Annotated in this window: 17 protein-coding genes; 13 read left to right on the top strand and 4 right to left on the bottom strand. The window is 67.5% G+C overall.

What is annotated here, in order from left to right; genetic code table 11:
- Positions 1 to 20 precede the first annotated feature (20 nt).
- From EIZ44_RS19525 to EIZ44_RS19470, 12 genes are all read left to right on the top strand, one after another.
- Positions 21 to 479, top strand: a complete 459-nt coding sequence (locus EIZ44_RS19525) for a hypothetical protein (protein WP_134730278.1) — start codon at positions 21 to 23, stop codon at positions 477 to 479.
- 53 nt (positions 480 to 532) lie between these two features.
- A complete protein-coding gene (locus tag EIZ44_RS19520; protein ID WP_134730277.1) occupies positions 533 to 1,441 on the top strand; it encodes a helix-turn-helix domain-containing protein in 909 nt (302 codons plus the stop codon).
- Positions 1,442 to 1,762: 321 nt separating this feature from the next.
- Entirely contained in the window at positions 1,763 to 3,340 is a 1,578-nt protein-coding gene (locus EIZ44_RS19515; protein ID WP_134730275.1) for an FtsK/SpoIIIE domain-containing protein, read from the top strand.
- On the top strand, positions 3,337 to 3,723 hold the full coding sequence (locus EIZ44_RS19510; protein ID WP_134730273.1) for a hypothetical protein: 387 nt from the start codon (positions 3,337 to 3,339) through the stop codon (positions 3,721 to 3,723). The genes EIZ44_RS19515 and EIZ44_RS19510 overlap by 4 nt, the downstream gene beginning before the upstream one ends.
- Complete coding sequence (locus tag EIZ44_RS19505) at positions 3,720 to 5,372, top strand: replication initiator (protein WP_240691351.1); 1,653 nt, start codon at positions 3,720 to 3,722, stop codon at positions 5,370 to 5,372. Before EIZ44_RS19510 ends, EIZ44_RS19505 begins: the two co-directional genes overlap by 4 nt.
- A 19-nt stretch (positions 5,373 to 5,391) precedes the next feature.
- The gene (locus tag EIZ44_RS19500; RefSeq protein ID WP_134730271.1) at positions 5,392 to 5,607 is read left to right on the top strand and encodes a helix-turn-helix domain-containing protein; all 216 of its coding nucleotides are present in this window, start codon (positions 5,392 to 5,394) and stop codon (positions 5,605 to 5,607) included.
- Between the two features lie 10 nt (positions 5,608 to 5,617).
- Positions 5,618 to 6,874 (top strand): tyrosine-type recombinase/integrase, encoded by a 1,257-nt coding sequence (locus EIZ44_RS19495; protein WP_167754209.1) that lies wholly within the window; start codon positions 5,618 to 5,620, stop codon positions 6,872 to 6,874.
- A gap of 191 nt (positions 6,875 to 7,065) precedes the next feature.
- Positions 7,066 to 7,353, top strand: coding sequence for an Rv0250c family protein (locus EIZ44_RS19490; protein ID WP_037809740.1), 288 nt, complete (start codon positions 7,066 to 7,068; stop codon positions 7,351 to 7,353).
- Positions 7,350 to 8,180 carry a succinate dehydrogenase subunit SdhC gene (sdhC, locus tag EIZ44_RS19485; protein ID WP_134665917.1) on the top strand — a complete coding sequence of 277 codons (831 nt, stop codon included), beginning with the start codon at positions 7,350 to 7,352 and terminating at the stop codon, positions 8,178 to 8,180. Before EIZ44_RS19490 ends, sdhC begins: the two co-directional genes overlap by 4 nt.
- 58 nt (positions 8,181 to 8,238) lie before the next feature.
- Positions 8,239 to 10,155 carry a fumarate reductase/succinate dehydrogenase flavoprotein subunit gene (locus tag EIZ44_RS19480; RefSeq protein WP_134730267.1) on the top strand — a complete coding sequence of 639 codons (1,917 nt, stop codon included), beginning with the start codon at positions 8,239 to 8,241 and terminating at the stop codon, positions 10,153 to 10,155.
- Positions 10,152 to 10,904 carry a succinate dehydrogenase/fumarate reductase iron-sulfur subunit gene (locus EIZ44_RS19475; RefSeq protein ID WP_037809745.1) on the top strand — a complete coding sequence of 251 codons (753 nt, stop codon included), beginning with the start codon at positions 10,152 to 10,154 and terminating at the stop codon, positions 10,902 to 10,904. Before EIZ44_RS19480 ends, EIZ44_RS19475 begins: the two co-directional genes overlap by 4 nt.
- A gap of 946 nt (positions 10,905 to 11,850) precedes the next feature.
- Positions 11,851 to 12,198, top strand: a complete 348-nt coding sequence (locus EIZ44_RS19470) for a VOC family protein (RefSeq protein ID WP_134730265.1) — start codon at positions 11,851 to 11,853, stop codon at positions 12,196 to 12,198.
- Positions 12,199 to 12,264: 66 nt separating this feature from the next.
- Here the strand turns inward: EIZ44_RS19470 and EIZ44_RS19465 are convergent, their stop codons facing one another.
- The 4 genes from EIZ44_RS19465 to EIZ44_RS19450 form a co-directional block, all read right to left on the bottom strand.
- Positions 12,265 to 13,158 (bottom strand): amino acid ABC transporter permease, encoded by an 894-nt coding sequence (locus EIZ44_RS19465; RefSeq protein WP_134730264.1) that lies wholly within the window; start codon positions 13,156 to 13,158, stop codon positions 12,265 to 12,267.
- A complete protein-coding gene (locus tag EIZ44_RS19460; protein ID WP_037809751.1) occupies positions 13,155 to 13,802 on the bottom strand; it encodes an amino acid ABC transporter permease in 648 nt (215 codons plus the stop codon). The genes EIZ44_RS19465 and EIZ44_RS19460 overlap by 4 nt, the downstream gene beginning before the upstream one ends.
- 84 nt (positions 13,803 to 13,886) lie before the next feature.
- Positions 13,887 to 14,792 carry a glutamate ABC transporter substrate-binding protein gene (locus EIZ44_RS19455; protein WP_037809752.1) on the bottom strand — a complete coding sequence of 302 codons (906 nt, stop codon included), beginning with the start codon at positions 14,790 to 14,792 and terminating at the stop codon, positions 13,887 to 13,889.
- Between the two features lie 117 nt (positions 14,793 to 14,909).
- A complete protein-coding gene (locus EIZ44_RS19450) occupies positions 14,910 to 15,638 on the bottom strand; it encodes an amino acid ABC transporter ATP-binding protein (protein ID WP_199817444.1) in 729 nt (242 codons plus the stop codon).
- Between the two features lie 280 nt (positions 15,639 to 15,918).
- On the opposite strand from EIZ44_RS19450, the gene EIZ44_RS19445 reads away from it, so the two are divergent.
- A complete protein-coding gene (locus EIZ44_RS19445; protein ID WP_037809755.1) occupies positions 15,919 to 16,587 on the top strand; it encodes a response regulator transcription factor in 669 nt (222 codons plus the stop codon).
- Positions 16,588 to 16,590: the final 3 nt, after the last annotated feature.

The raw sequence follows: 16,590 nt of genomic DNA, 5'->3' as shown, positions 1-16,590 counted from the left end.
AACACAGGGAGCTAGCGGTTATGGCTATCGAAAAGGGACACCGGTTCGCGATCGACTTCGACGAGGCGTTCCCGCAGGGGCTTGTGATGGTGGGGGAAGTGATTCCGGACAACGAGTACCAGTCGCGGGAGGACCGGGCTGCTGGTCGACCGGTCCGGCAGCGCATTGACGAAGCGACCGGGAAGCGGCAGTGGCGGGCTGCGGTGACGGACCCGGGTGAGACGCGGGCGAAGCGGGCGTCGTTCGAGGTGACGTTTCTGGCGGATGTGCAGCCGGTGCCGACGACGGCGGAGGCGTTGCCGGGGATGCGGTCGGTGGAGTTGGACGGGCTCACGGCGGAGCCACGTGTCGGCGGCCAGGGCGAGTTCAAGTATCAGACGTACGTCTTCCGGGCGACGGGGTTCAAGGCTGCTGCGGGCAAGTCGTCGTCGCGGTCGACCGGTGCGTCGCCTGCGTCTGGTGAGGGCAAGGCGGCGTAGATGGGTGTTCTCGGTTTGCAGACAGGCACGATCCCGGGCCGGAGGTGTGGTTGATGCGTGGCACGGAGATGGCGAGCCCGCGTGCCCGTGGCCTGGGTGCGGCGTTGCGGGATGCGCGGATCGAGGCGCGGTTCGGCCTGCGGGAGCTGGCGCGGCGGATCGGAGTGAACCCGGCGTTGTTGTCGAACTGGGAACTCGGGCAGCGGGTCCCGACCCCGGAGGAGGTGTCGAACGTGCTCGGCGCGCTCGGCGTGATCGGTGAGCGGAAAGCCTGGATCATGCTGCTGGCTCACGGTGTGACGGGGCCGAGCTGGTCGTCGGTGGGGTCGCAGGCGGACCCGGCGCACTACACGATGTTGACCGCGCACGAGCGTGTCGCGAGGTCGGTGACGGTGTGGGCTCCGCTGCTGATCCCGGATCTGTTGCAGGTCCCGGATTACGCGCGGCTCGTCTTCGGCCCGGATTTGCGGGACAAGGAGAAGCTGGAGCAGGTGGTGGAGAGCCGGATGGACCGCAACCGGATCTTGTTCGGCGCGGGCGCGGTCAAAGCAGAGATGTTCATCGGGTCGGAGGCGCTGCGGAACCATTTCGGCGACGCGGAGGTGATGCTGCGGCAGACCCGGTTCCTCAAGGACCTGATCGGGTTGTCGCGGACGATGACGATCCGGCTGGCACCGAGTCAGGCGGTGACGGAAGAGGCGTTCAGTCGGTACACGCTGAAGGACACTTCGGACGTCGTGTACTGCCCGCATCGCGCGATGGGCGTGTTCCTGGTCGGTGATGAAGCGGCCTCGTACAAGGTGACGATCGAGCGGCTTTCGGCGGCGGCGTTGTCCCCGGCGGAATCGCAGGCGCGCCTGTCGGTCGTGGTCGACCAGCTCTTGAAAGAGGTGAAGGCGCAGCGGCGGGCGACTGACGCGGGGCTGAACCGGCTCCTGACCGGCGAGGAACCCGAAGACTAGCGGCAAAACCTCAGCGACTACTGAAAAAAGCGCACGGCGACGTGTGCTGTGTTCAACGCGCCCATGTGCGCTTGGAATTGTTCCGTATAAACGCAGAACCGGCCTCTGGCTACCAACCTTCACCGGTTCTGCGCTGTCCACTGGGAAGTGAACAATGACGAACATAACCGGTTCTGGACGGCGTGCGTCAACGGGGGTCACCCGGATGCGTTGCGCCGCATGCAAGAAGTTCGCTCGGCTCGTTCCGGGCGAGAAGAAATGTGCTTCCTGTCAAGGAATGCTGCCGCTTGACCTCACCGCGGCTGAGGGTGGTGAGCGGCGATGAACGCGGCGACGGTGCTGATCGGCGGCGCGGGCCTGGCGGTGCTGGTGTGGGTGCTGGCCAAACTCGGCCGTGCGCTCGCGGCTATCGCGGAAACCGTGGCCGCGCTGGCATTCCTCGGCCTGGCCCTGTGGGGTCTCGTGCATGTGGGTGGCTGGATTGTTCGGCAACTGGCCACGCATTGGCGGACTTGCTTAGCTGTGCTCGCTCTGGGCGCTTGGTGGCGTTGCCTCGGCTGGCCTTCGCTCGCGATTACGGCGGGCTCTGTCGGCCTGGTGGCGCTCGTGTGGCGGCAGGGCTGGCCGGTGGGATTCGAGCGCTGGTGTGGGCGCTGGGTGCGGGCGTGGTGGCTGCGCTGGGCCGTCTACGGGCGCAAGCTCCCGGGCTGGCTGCACGCCTGCGGGCTGACCGTGCGGGACGAAGCGATCCCGGTGGACGTGACCGTGAACCTGGTCTCTCGCCGTCGCAAGCGCGAAGCGGTGGCCCAGTCCCGGCGTGACGCGGGCGTGGCCTTCCCTCTCGTGCTGCGGGTTCGTTCCGGCCCGTCGTGGGATGAGGTGCGGGTACGGCTCGTGCCCGGCCAGACTCCGGAGGATTTCGGCGAGGCTGCCCGTGCACTGGCGACGGCTCGGCGGGTCACGCGGGTGCAGGTGCGGGAGATCTCCCCGGACGTCGTCTCGGTGGACTTCATGCGCCGGGACCTGCTCGCCTCCGCTGTGTCCTGCCTGCCGCTGCCGGACGTGGCCGAGGCATCGGCGGTGGATCTGCGGCGCGTGTTCGCCGGTTCCACCGAGTACGGCACGGCCTGGCGGCTGCCTTTGCTCGGCGGCGGCGCGCACACTCTCGTGGCCGGTGCGTCGGGTGCGGGGAAGAACTCGGTGATGTGGTCGCCGCTGGTGTCGGCTGCTCCGGCGATCCGGTCGGGGCTGGTGCGGGTGTCCGGTGTGGACCCGAAGGGCATGGAACTCGCTTACGGGCGCGGGATCTTCTGCCGTTACGCGGTCTCGGGCAAAGAGGTATTGGAAGTGCTGGAGGCGCTGCGGGACGAACTGGAACGGCGCAAGCGGGCATTCGCGGGGCAGACGCGGGAAGTGCCGCTCTCGCGGGAGTTTCCGTTGGAACTGCTGGAGTTCGATGAGCTGGCGGCGCTGACCCGTTACACCGACCGCAAGACCCGCGACGCGATCACCGAACACGTCTCGGTGCTCAACACCCAAGGACGGGCGGCGCTGATCTCGGTGCGCGGCTACGTCCAGGACCCGACCAAGGAAACGGTTCCGGTGCGAGAGTTGTTCACCCGCCGGGTGTGCTTGCGGGTGACGTCGAAGTCTCAGGTGTCGATGGTGCTGGGCGACGGCGCGTACGAACGCGGGGCCTGGGCCAACCGCATCCCCGAATCCACTCCGGGCGTGGGCTACGCGTGGGGCGAGGGCATCCGCGAACCCCTGCGGGTCCGCGCCGGATGGGTGTCGGACGCGACGGTGAAGGCGCTGGAGAACTACGTCACCAACGGCGGGGCACCGGTGGTCAACCTCGCCCACAACCACCGTGACAGCAACGGGAAGGGGGCCGCATGAACCGGCTGATGGTCTTCCTCGACGCGATCCGCGATCACCTCGACTCGTACGCGTTGCCTCCGGCTTGCTCGGTGGAGGTCACCGCCTGGTCCTCGCCCGTCACGGTCGCTCTGGACACCGACACCCTGACCGGCGTCGTGTCCGGGCTGGCCACCTGGTCGGCCACCCTCGACGGGGCACGAATGAGCCTGTGGCGGACACCGGGCGGGACGCGGGTGCGCCTGGCGCTGACCGGACGTACCCCGTGCGGCGTCCCCGTCTACGTCTGGGGCTATGCGCCGTACGACCCGGCCACCTTCCCGGATCTGCCTCCGCAGACCGACCAGGAGATGCCGGTCTGGCTGTTGCGGCAGTGGGCACGCGCCGGAGAGGAGGCCGCATGACCACCTCTGCACGGGAAACCGCTGGTCAGGCAATGCCGGCTGCGGAGCCCCGGGAACGAATCCGCGGTGCCTTGGCTTCCGACGTGGTGAAGGCGACTGCAGAGCAGCACGGGGTGTGCGTGCGGCCGTTCACGATGGAGGTCGCCGACACCGACACGGGGAAGTTGCGCTACGTCCCGGTGCCGTGCGGCTCGACGGTGGAATCGGTGTGCCTGCCCTGTGCCCGCAAGGCCAAGGCTCTGAGGCAGGCCCAGTGCCGGGAAGGCTGGCACCTCGCCGAAGAACCCGTGATCACCCGCGCGGAGCCCACCGAGACTCAACGGGAGCTGCTGACCTACCGGGCGGACCTGGCCGCGCACTACCGGGATGCGGTCGAGGCCGGAAACGAGCCTAAGGCGGAGGAACTGCGCGCGGAAGTGTCCAGCGTGGACACCGAACTGAGGGAATCTGGTTTGAAGGGACGGCTCCCGGCCCTCGACGCTCCAGAGAAACGTCCGGTGAAGCGCTCCACGCGTCGGCGGCAGGACGCGCCGAACCTGCCTCGGAAGAAAGTCGCGAAAACCACGGTGGGGCGGGAGTTCGCGGGGCGGTTCCGGCCGTCGATGTTCGTCACGCTCACCTGCGACACCTACGGCCGCGTCCGGCCGGACGGTTCTCCGGTCGATCCAGCCTCGTACGACTATCGGCGGGCGGCTCGGGACGCGGTGCACTTCGCGGCTCTGGTGGATCGGTGGTGGCAGAACCTGCGCCGGGTGGTCGGGTTCGAGGTGCAGTACTTCGCGACCGTGGAACCCCAGCGTCGGGCCGCGCCCCACTTGCATACGGCGCTGCGGGGAGCGATCTCACACGAGGTCATCCGGATGGTCACCGAAGCGACCTACCACCAGGTGTGGTGGCCGAGCCATGACGTGATGGTCTATGGCGGGGACCGTAAACCTTTGTGGGACCCGGATGTTCGTTCCTTTGTGGACCCGGACACCCGGCAGCCGTTGACGGCGTGGGATGACGCTGTGTCCGAAGTGGAGGAACCGGCGCACGTCGTGCGGTTCGGGGAACAAGTGCACTCGAAGGGCATCCTCGGCGGCACCGAGGAAGCCGGGCGGCACATCGGCTACCTGACCAAGTACCTCACCAAATCCACGGGTGAGGTCGTGGACGCGGACACCTCGGCGCAGCGGGACCACCACGACCGGCTTCACGCTGAACTGGCGGTGACCCCGTGTTCGCCGCGCTGCCCCGTGTGGCTGCTCTACGGCATCAACCCCAAGGGAGCCAACGCGAAGACCACCCCTGGGCACTGCCGGGGTCGCGCGCATAGGCGGACCACTCTCGGACTGCCGGGTCGGCGGGTGCTGGTGTCGCGGAAGTGGTCGGGCAAGACCGTGGCTGATCACAAGGCCGACCGGGTCGGGTTCGTGCTGTCCGCCCTGGCGGCGGTCGGGATCGAGAAACCACGCCCTGATCCGGACAAGCTGGCCTGGCGCAAGGTCGAGCCCGGCGACCCCCAGTGTCCGCCCCGGGATCAGCTCGTGATGCGCGCCATCGCTGAGCGCCGCATCTGGAAGGCCGAGTACGAAGCGGCCCGGCTCGCCGCTTCCGGCTCACCGCCCGCGCCAGAAACTTCGGCAACTCCGGCGCTGGCGGCCTGACCTGGAAAGGGGGAGACACATGAGCGACAACCCGCGTGTGCGGCTGGTCAGCGTTGAGGGCTTGTGGAGCCCCGAAGACCTTTCCGCCTACCTCGGCATCCCGGAGGACACGCTCAAGGACTGGCGGCACAAGAACTACGGCCCGCCGTGGCGACGGATGGGAAAACACGTCCGCTATGACCCGGCCGCTGTCCGGGGCTGGCTCGACGGCCCCGAAACGATGCCTGCTGCATAGGGGGATTCTGATGGCGCACATTCAAGATCGTTGGTTTCGAGACAAGATCGACCCGGAGACCGGTGAGGTCGTCCTCGATGCCAAGAACAAGCCGGTTCAGGAGCGCACCAACCGTTACGGCAAAGGCGCGCGGTACCGGGTGCGTTGGACCCAGCCGGACATGTCGGAGGGTTCCAAGGTCTTCCCGGACAAGAAGCTCGGTGCGGCGAAAGAGTTCAAGACCAAGATCGAGAACGAGCTTTACGCCGGGGTGTACCGGGATCCGAACGCGGGCAAGGAAGCATTTCGGTCCTATGCCACGGAAGTGCTACAGAGTCGTCCGCTCGGTGAATCATCCTTGAACACGATGACGTCACAGCTCGAAAAGTATGTGTTTCCGTTCTTTGGAGACCGCAGCCTCGACGCGTGCGAAAGCTCTGGTCTTGCGCGGAAGTGGCTGGCATGGCTCAACGACAGTGAGCGGAACCTCTCCGGTGTCTATCAGCGTCAGGTGTTCGACCTCGTGCTGTCCATTTGGGACGCTGCGGTCGTCGACGAGAAGATGCGGTCGAACCCGCTCAAGAAGGCGACCATTCCGCGGCCGAAGGCGACAGCCAAGGAGGTTCAGGTCTGGCCGGAGAAGAGGGTTCACACCATCGAAAAGGCCGTCGACGCCCGGTTCAGGCCAGCGGTTGCCATCGGTGCGGGCCTTGGGCTGCGTCCGGGCGAGGTGCTGGCGTTCAGCCCGGACAACATCGACCGGAAGAAGATGGTCTACCGGTGCACCCGGCAGCTCGTGGTGGTCAAGGGTGTCCAGAAGTTCAAGCTTCCGAAGGGGCGGAAGGTGCGGGAGATCCCGCTTGGCTACGGGCTGCTGGAGAAGATCGACGCCTACCTGGAGAAGTACCGGCCCGTGGCGGTCACGCTTCCCTGGGGAGAGCGGGACGGGCAGGAGTTCGAGACGGTCAAGCTGCTCATGACCAAGCCGAGCGGGATGCCCTACAAGAACCAGACATTTCACATGGTCGTGTGGCTGCCTGCGTTCGTTGCGGCGGGGCTTGACTATGTCGGTGACCGGGACGGCATGCACGCGCTCCGGCATCTGTTCGCCTCGCTGATGCTGTCACGTGGCGTGAGCATCAAGGAACTCTCTGCTTACCTAGGACATTCGAGTGAAGCCTTCACTCTCCGTGTCTATACCCATCTCATGGAGACGAGTTATGACAGGGCTCGCGCGGCGATCGACAGCGTGTTCCGTCCGACCGTCGAATTACCGTCGGCGGCCTGACCTGCGCGGCTGACGGCCCAGAGACGGCCCAGACCCCTCCGGAGACCCCTGATTGAGGCTCGAATCCGAGGTCAGGAGGCAACACGCTGGTAAATGTGCTACTTGTCACAGTGCACCGCGCGAGGCAGAGTCGTACTTGGCGACGTTGATCGTCACCCGAACTGCCGGCCCCACCATCAGGGAGGCTTCCGATGTCCACCACAGAGATCGCCGAACTCCGGCGCACCATCGGCCAGTTGCGGCAGTGCGTGGGCGCATTGCGATCGCGCTACGGCGACGCGTCCGCGGTGCGCCGGCTGGCCAACGACGTCGAGCGGCTCGACATCGACACCGCCGATCTGGACGGGCACCCGCCCGCTGTGCCCGCGCAGGCGAAGCCTGTCGAACGCGTGCCTGTCCCGGATACTCCCTACGATCCGGCGCTGTGGAGCGGCGCTGACGACGAAGGTGTCGGTGGCTACAAGCGCGACCAGCGGTGAGCGCCCCCGCTGACAACGACGTCAGCCGCGCCCGCACCGGTGTTCGAGCGCCGGGGCGGGCGCGCCTCGCCGCCCGGACACTGCGCACCGACCGGTGGTGGCTGTCGCCCCTGCTCACTGTGCTGGGGCTGGCCACTTTCGTCGTTTACGCGACAGTCCGGGCATTCGTGCGCACCGCCTACTGGGTGCCCGAATACCACTACCTGACGCCGTTCTACTCGCCCTGCGTGTCCACTTCCTGCGTCCCGGGCTCGAGCCACTTCGGGCACTGGTTCGGCGAGATGCCGTCCTGGCTGCCGCTCGGCGTGCTCGTGCTGCCGTTCCTGCTCGGGTTCCGGTTGACCTGCTACTACTACCGCAAGGCCTACTACCGCTCGGTGTGGTTTTCCCCGCCGGCCTGCGCGGTCGCCGAACCGCACGCGCGCTACACCGGAGAGACGCGGCTGCCGCTGATCGTGCAGAACGTGCACCGGTACTTCTTCTACGTCGCGTGCGTCGTTTCGCTCGTCAACACCTACGACGCCATCGTCGCCTTCCAGAGTCCCACCGGGTTCGGCTTCGGGCTCGGCAACGTGATTCTCGTGCTGAACGTCGTGCTGCTGTGGGCGTACACGCTGTCCTGCCACTCGTGCCGGCACGTCACCGGCGGGCGGCTCAAGCATTTCTCGAAACATCCCGTCCGGTACTGGATCTGGACGCAGGTCACGAAGCTCAACACCCGGCACATGGCCCTCGCGTGGACGACGCTCGGCACGCTCGTGCTGACCGACTTCTACGTGATGCTCGTGTCCAGCGGCGCGATCTCGGACCTGCGATTCGTGGGCTGACCCCCGGAAATCCAGCAGCGCAAGGCAGTTCTCCCCAGCTCGTGAGGTGGCTTATTCCATGACCGAGGTCGAACGGCACAGCTACGACGTGGTGGTGATCGGTGCCGGCGGCGCCGGTCTGCGCGCGGTGATCGAAGCGCGCGAACGCGGTTTCAGCGTCGCGGTGGTGTGCAAATCCCTTTTCGGCAAGGCGCACACGGTGATGGCCGAGGGCGGCTGCGCGGCGTCGATGGGCAACGCGAACTCGAACGACAACTGGCAGGTGCACTTCCGCGACACCATGCGCGGCGGGAAATTCCTCAACAACTGGCGGATGGCCGAACTGCACGCCCGGGAAGCGCCGGACCGCGTCTGGGAACTCGAGACGTACGGCGCGCTGTTCGACCGCACCGCGGACGGGCGGATCAGCCAGCGCAACTTCGGCGGGCACACGTATCCGCGGCTCGCGCACGTCGGCGACCGGACCGGGCTTGAGCTGATTCGCACTATGCAGCAGAAGATCGTTTCGCTGCAACAGGAAGACTTCAAGAAGTACGGCGACTACGAGGCGCGGATCAAGGTCTTCGCCGAATGCACGGTCACCGAACTGCTGCTGGACAACGGCGCGATCGCCGGTGCGTTCGGCTACTGGCGCGAGAGCGGCCGGTTCGTGCTGTTCGAGGCGCCCGCGGTGGTGCTCGCGACGGGCGGCATCGGCAAATCGTTCAAGGTGACGTCGAATTCGTGGGAGTACACCGGCGACGGGCACGCGCTGGCGCTGCGCGCCGGCGCGAAGCTGATCAACATGGAGTTCGTGCAGTTTCACCCGACCGGGATGGTCTGGCCGCCGAGCGTCAAGGGCATCCTCGTCACCGAGGGCGTGCGCGGCGACGGCGGGGTGCTCAAGAACTCCGAGGACAAGCGGTTCATGTTCGAGTACGTGCCCGAGGTGTTCAAGGGCCAGTACGCGGACAGCGAGGACGAGGCCGACCGCTGGTACACCGACCAGGAGAGCAACCGCCGCACGCCGGACCTGCTGCCGCGCGACGAGGTGGCGCGGGCGATCAACTCCGAGGTCAAGGAGGGGCGCGGATCCCCGCACGGCGGCGTGTTCCTCGACATCGCGAGCCGGTTGCCCGCCGAGGAGATCCAGCGGCGGCTGCCCTCGATGTACCACCAGTTCAAGGAACTCGCCGACGTCGACATCACCAAGGAGGCCATGGAGGTCGGCCCCACCTGCCACTACGTGATGGGCGGTGTGGAGGTCGACCCGGACACCGGTGCGGCGAGCGTCCCCGGCCTGTTCGCGGCGGGCGAGTGCTCCGGCGGCATGCACGGGTCGAACCGGCTCGGCGGCAACTCACTGTCCGACCTGCTCGTGTTCGGCCGGCGGGCCGGACTGGGCGCGGCGTCCTATGTGGACGGACTCAAGGACCGGCCCGCGGTCTCGCAGTCCGATGTGGACGCGGCGGCCGCGATGGCGCTCGAGCCGTTCAACCCGCCTGCGGGCGGCGCGCCGGAGAATCCGTACACGCTGCACACCGAGCTGCAGCAGTCGATGAACGATCTCGTCGGCATCATCCGCAAGGCCGGGGAAATCCGGCAGGCGCTGGACAAGCTCGCGGACATCCGCAGCCGGGTCGGTCAGGTGACGGTGGAGGGCCACCGGCAGTTCAACCCCGGCTGGCACCTCGCGCTCGACCTGCGGAACATGCTGCTGGTGAGCGAATGCGTCGCCCGCGCGGCGCTGACCCGCACCGAAAGCCGCGGCGGCCACACCCGCGACGACTATCCGTCCATGGACGCGGAATGGCGGCACCGGCTGCTCGTCTGCTCCGCGCGCCCGGGCGACAACCCGCTCGTGCCGGACGTCGACGTGTCGGTGGAGGAGCAGGTGCCGATGCGGCCGGACTTGCTCGAGCTGTTCGAACTCGACGAACTGGGCAAGTACTTCACCGACGGCGAGCTGGAGACCCACCCCGGGAGGACCGCGTGAGCTACCAGGCGAAGTTCCGCGTGTGGCGAGGCGACGCGACCGGCGGCGACCTGCAGGACTTCACCGTGGAGGTGAACGAGGGCGAGGTCGTGCTCGACATCATCCACCGGCTGCAGGCCACCCAGGCCGCCGACCTCGCGGTGCGCTGGAACTGCAAGGCAGGCAAATGCGGCTCCTGCTCGGCGGAGATCAACGGCAGGCCGCGGCTGATGTGCATGACGCGCATGTCGACGTTCACCGAGGCCGAGATCGTGACGGTCACGCCGATGCGCACCTTCCCGGTGATCCGCGACCTCGTGACCGACGTGTCGTTCAACTACACGAAGGCGCGCGAGATCCCGTCCTTCACCCCGCCGGAGGGGCTCAAGCCCGGCGAGTACCGGATGCAGCAGGTGGACGTCGAGCGCTCGCAGGAATTCCGCAAGTGCATCGAGTGTTACCTGTGCCAGAACACCTGCCACGTCGTGCGCGACCACGAGGAGAACAAGGAGAGCTTCGCCGGGCCGCGCTACCTCATGCGGATCGCCGAACTGGAGATGCATCCGCTGGACGTCGCCGACCGCCGCGACGCCGCCCAGGACGAGCACGGGCTCGGGTTCTGCAACATCACCAAATGCTGCACTGAGGTGTGCCCGGAAGGCATCCACATCACCGACAACGCGCTGATCCCGATGAAGGAACGCGTCGCCGACCGCAAGTACGACCCGATTGTCTGGCTGGGGGACAAGCTGTTCCGCCGCAATCGGTGATGTCCGCTGCCACGGTGGCCGGGTTCGCGGGTGCGGGCCTGGCGGCGTGACGGCTGCGGGCTTGCCCCGTTCGCGGGAGGCAGGGCTGCTTTCGCGGGCGGCGGGCTTGCTTGACCACGGCAGCGGCCTTGCCCTTTTGCGGACGGCGGTTCCGTGCCCTCGTCGACCGCGGGCGTCTGCAGTTGCCGACGGCAGGCTTGCTCGTTCGCAGTCGTCGAGCGGGCGCGGGCGGCGAGCGGGCACACGCGGTGCCAGCGGGCTTGCGTTCTCGCGGGTGGTGAGCGGGCGCTGTTGGCGACAGCGGCGTGCTCTCTCGCGGGCGGCGGGCTTGCAACGTTGCCGACAGTGGGCGTGCTTCTCGCAGCGGCGAGCGGGCGCTGTTGGCGACAGCGAGCATGCTCTCTCGCGAGCGGTGGGCCTGCAACGTTTGCCGACAGCAGCCTTGCCCTCCCGCGAACGACAGGCATGCACAGTGCCGACAGTGGCCTTGCCCGTTCGGAGACCGCGGGCCGGGGCTCTCGCAGACGCAGTCCACTACGCGCATGCGCTGCGGGCGTATTCAGGCGTATTCAGTTGTGGGTGGGCAATAGGCAGTCCTCCTGGCGGTTGATGAGTCTGGTCGTGATGGCGGATCACCGGGACGGTCCCAACGGCCTGTCCCCGGCGGCTGGCTCCCGAGCGGAACGTCGCGATCCCCAGACAGCGTGAACTCACCGCGCGCAGGCAAGATCGCACCGACCAATGCGCTGGCCAACGCATTGGGAGAGAAAGGGAATCGCGACGGCCGCCACGAGAACGCTCGCGGGCTCACATCACATGCGATGTACTTACTTCAACAAAATCAACGTTAGCACCACCCGCGACCGGACGGCATCACTCGATCGGCTCGACCGCGGCGGGGCCGATTTCCGTTGCGGTCAAAGGACTTCCCGGAAGGACAAGAACCATGATCACCGGTGCCCACGTCATCCTCTACAGCAAAGACGCAGCAGCAGACCGAGAGTTCCTCAGGAACGTACTGGACCTAGGAAACGTAGACGCAGGCGACGGCTGGCTCATCTTCCGTTTGCCCCCAACAGAACTAGCCGTGCACCCAACCGAAGGAACGCCGCAGCAAGAGTTCTACCTGATGTGCGACGACCTAGCCGAAACAGTCCGGCAGCTAACCGCGAAGGGAGCCGAAGTGGAGAGCGAGGCGACCACAGCATCCTGGGGCACGCGAGCATCGATCCGCCTCCCCAGCGGCAGCGTGCTGCCCCTGTATCAGCCGCGGCACCCGACAGCGCACGGCTGAAACAAGAAACCCCCGGCGCCGCGGGGAAAGCAGCGCCAGGGGTTTCAAGAGAGACGGAACGAACCGTCAGCCAGGTCCAGCGCCACCGATCACGTTGCTGCCCGCGGCAGCGGTGAGCCCCGCCTGCTCGATGCCGGCGTCCGTGTCGATGTGCTTCTTGCTGCGCCGGTTGCGCCGCTCCAGGTACGTCGCGAGCGCGGTCAGCAGCAGGCACATCGCGATGTAGATCGCGGCGGCCACGAGGGTCGACGGGACGATCGGGCGGCCGAAGGCGCCCTGGCTGCCGATGTAGCGGGCGTAGTACAGCAGCTCCGGGTACGTCACGAGGAAGCCGAGCGCGGTGTCCTTGAGCAGCACGACCAGCTGGCTGATGATCGTCGGCAGCATCGCGCGCAGCGCCTGCGGCAGCAGGACCGTGAACATCACCTGGGTCTTGCGCATGCCGAGCGCGTACGCGGCTTCGCTCTGGCCCTTCGGCAGGGACAGGATGCCCGCGCGGAAGACCTCCGCCAGCACCGAGCCGTTGTACAGCGTCAGGCCGAGCACCACCGCGAACAGCGGCGACGTGTCCACGCCGAGGGTCGGGAGGCCGTAGTAGAACAGGAACATCAGGATCAGCAGCGGGATCGCGCGGAAGAACTCCACGACGAACGTGCAGATCCCGCGCACCCACGCGTGATCGGACAGCCGTCCGGCGGCGAAGACCGCGCCGAACACGATGGCCAGCACCGCGCCCAGTGCGAAGGCCTTCACGGTCGCCAGCACGGCGTTCGCGAGGTCGCTCTGCACCTGGGAGTACTGCAGCCACTCCCATTTGCGTCCGGCGAACTGGCCGCTGTCGACGAAGCGGTAGACGATGAACGCGATCAGCGCCGCCACCACGACGATGCCCAGCACCGCGTAGATCCGGTGCCGCACCCGCGCTTTCGGGCCCGGGGTGTCGAAAAGAACCGTGCTCATCGGGCCACGCTCCAGCGCTTCTCCAGGCTGCGCTGCACCAGCGACAGCACCGACACGAGGATGATGAAGCCGAGTGCCACCCACAGCAGCGCGATCATCTGGTTGTCGCCGCGCTCGGACACGTACTGCCGGATCGCGCCGGCCTCGGCGACCGAGAACCCGCTGGCGATCGTCGTGTTCTTCAGCAGCGCGATGAGCATGCTGACGAGCGGCGGGACGACCGACCGCAGCGCCTGCGGGAGGACGATGCCGCCCAGGATCTGCCCGGACGACAGGCCCAGCGCCCGGCCCGCCTCGGCCTGGCCGATCGGCACCGTGTTGATGCCCGAGCGCACGACCTCGCAGATGAACGCCGACGTGTAGATCGTCAGCGCCACCGCGGCGGTCGGGAAGTAGTCGATCTTGACGATGTCGAGCAGCGGGTAGGCGAACACGAGGAACGCGAACACCAGCGTCAGCGGCGTGTTGCGCAGGACGGTGACGTAGGTCGTGCCGATCGCGCGCAGCACCGGGACCGGGCTCACCCGCAGCATCGCGAGGATCGTGCCCAGCACCAGGCTGCACGCCCCCGCGATCAGGAACAGTTCGATCGTGGTGAGAAAGAACGGACCGAAGAGGTCCAGATTGTCGAGCAGGACGTCCATGGAGCCTTCCCCGCGTCCGTGTGCCGATAGTGGGTGTACCGCGGCCGGTGGGCGAAAGCTTCGCCCACCGGCCGCCGGGTCAGATCAGTACCGCTCGATGGCAGGCGGCGTCGCGGGCGCGCCGGACTTGCCGAGGGTCGCGTCGTAGATCTTCTTCCAGGTGCCGTTGGTCTCGGCGGCCTGCAGCAGGTCGTCGATCTTGTCGCGCAGCACCTTGTCGTCCTTGTTCAGGCCGATGCCGTAGGGCTCCTTCGAGAACGGCTTGCCGACGACCTTGAAGGTGTCCGGGTCCTGTGCCGCGTAGCCCTTGAGGATCGCGTCGTCGGTGGTGACCGCGTCGACGTCCTTCGTCTGCAGCTTCTCGACGCACTGCGAGTACTTCTGGAACTCGACGATCTGGTCGGTCAGCTTCTGCTCGCGCACGCGCTGGATCGGGGTCGACCCGGTGACCGAGCAGACCTTCTTGCCCTTCAGCGTCTCCGGGCCGGTGATCGAGTTGTCGTCCTTGCGCACCAGCAGGTCCTGCCCGGCCTGGAAGTACGGGCCGGCGAACGACACGAGCTTCTTGCGCTTGTCGCTGATGGTGTAGGTGCCGACGTAGAGGTCGACCTGGCCGTTGGAGATGGCCTGCTCGCGGGCGCCCGAGTCGACCGTCGTGTACTTGATCTTGTCCTCGCTGAAGCCGAGGCCCGCCGCGACCATCCGGGCGATCTCGATGTCGAAGCCCTGGAACTTGCCGGTCTTCGGGTCCTTCTGGCCCAGCTCGGGCTGGTCGTCCTTGACGCCGATCGTGATCGTGCCCGCGTTCTTGATCTTCGTGAAGGTCGGCGAGCCGTCGAGCTTGACGTCCTTGGCCACCTCGTAGGTGGGCAGCGGCGCGGCGCTCGCGTTGTTGTCCCCGCCGGGGCCGGCCGGGGTGCCTTCCTTGCCGCAGGCCGTGAGCAGCAGCCCGCCGGCGAGCAGAGCGGCCGCGAGGGTGCGGATCCTCATGTCAGTCTCTCCAATATCTGTCCGGGAAACATCTGTCCGGGAACGTCGGGACCGGTCCGGGTACGGCCGATTACAGCCATCCCGGACGCGGGGCGCCGGGGGATTCCCCCGAACGGGTCAGTGGGTCAGGATCTTGCCGAGGAAGTCCTTCGCGCGGTCGGACTTCGGCTTGGTGAAGAACTCCTCCGGCGTCGTGTCCTCGACGATCTCGCCGTCGGCCATGAAGATGACCCGGTCGGCGGCGCGGCGGGCGAAGCCCATCTCGTGGGTGACCACGAGCATGGTCATGCCGTCCTTCGCCAGGCCGGTCATCACGTCCAGCACCTCCTGGACCATTTCCGGGTCCAGCGCCGAGGTCGGCTCGTCGAACAGCATCACCTTGGGCTTCATCGCGAGCGCGCGGGCGATCGCGACGCGCTGCTGCTGGCCGCCGGACAGCTGGGCGGGGTACTTGTCGGCCTGGTTCGCGATGCCGACGCGCTCGAGCAGTTCCATCGCGGTCTTGCGGGCCTCGGCCTGCGCGGTCTTGCGCACCTTCACCGGCGCGAGCATGACGTTCTCGAGGATCGTCTTGTGCGCGAACAGGTTGAACTGCTGGAAGACCATCCCGACGTCGGCGCGCAGCGAGGCGAGCGCCTTGCCCTCCTCGGGCAGCGGCACGCCGTCGACGGCGATCTCGCCGGAGTTGATCGGCTCGAGCCGGTTGATCGCGCGGCACAGCGTCGACTTGCCCGACCCGGACGGCCCGAGCACGACGACGACCTGGCCGCGCGGCACCTCGAGCGTGATCTCGCGCAGCACGTGCAGCTCGCCGAAGTACTTGTTCACGGCGGCCGCCTTGATCATCGGCGTCGCCACCTCGGTGGTCATCGTGGCCTCCAGAGCTCCGTTGGTCGTCGGCGTCCGCGGAACCGGGGTTCCGCAACGCTTGCGGAAACCTACTACCGGGACATCTCTTGTAAAGACGGCTTGAGCAATACTTAGGGTTTCAACTACGTATCGGATGCGGCCGTCGTGGCGGCGTTCAGCCTAGTCCGGACTGTGGCGGCCGCCACGCACCGTGTCCGCGGGGCGTGGCGCCCTAGAGTCCGGCTACCGTGGTCTGGATCACCGGGGAGGAGCAAGCGTGCGCGTGCTGCTGGTGGAAGACGACGACCGGGTCGCCGGGGCGCTCGTGCCCGCGCTGGTCCGCCGCGGGCTCACCATGCAGCGGCTGCCGTCCGGGGCCGGGGTGCTCGACCGGGTCCACGACGTCGACGTGATCCTGCTCGACCTGGGGCTTCCCGACGTCGACGGCGTGGTGCTGTGCCGGCAGATCCGCGCGGTCAGCGACGTCGCGGTGATCGTCGTGTCCGCGCGCGGCGAGGTGAACGACCGGGTGCACGGCCTGCGTGCCGGTGCCGACGACTACCTGGTCAAGCCGTACGACGTGGAGGAACTCCTCGCGCGCGTCGAAGCGGTGCGCCGGCGGCGGGTCGAACGGCCCGCGCCGTCCGTGCCGGTGGTGGAGGTCGGCGACGTCCGGATCGACCTCGCCCGGTACGAGGTGCTGGTCGCGGGCGAGCCGATCGCGTTGTCCCGCAAGGAGTTCCAGGTGCTCGCGCTGGTCGCGGCGGCGGGCGGTGCGGTGTGCTCGCGCGAACAGGTGCTGAACGAGGTGTGGGGGCACCGCGGCGCGGCCGAGAGCCGTTCGCTGGACGTCCATGTCGCCACCCTGCGCACCAAACTCGGCCGTCCGGCGCTGATCGAGACGGTGCGCGGCGTCGGCTACCGGCTGGGCAACGGACGGGACTGACCG

Origin of the sequence: Amycolatopsis nivea (assembly GCF_004522235.1) — a bacterium.
Classification (GTDB): Bacteria; Actinomycetota; Actinomycetes; order Mycobacteriales; family Pseudonocardiaceae; genus Amycolatopsis; species Amycolatopsis nivea.
The sequence above is the reverse complement of the archived record's forward strand: the minus strand, read 5'-3'. Positions and strand labels throughout refer to the sequence as shown.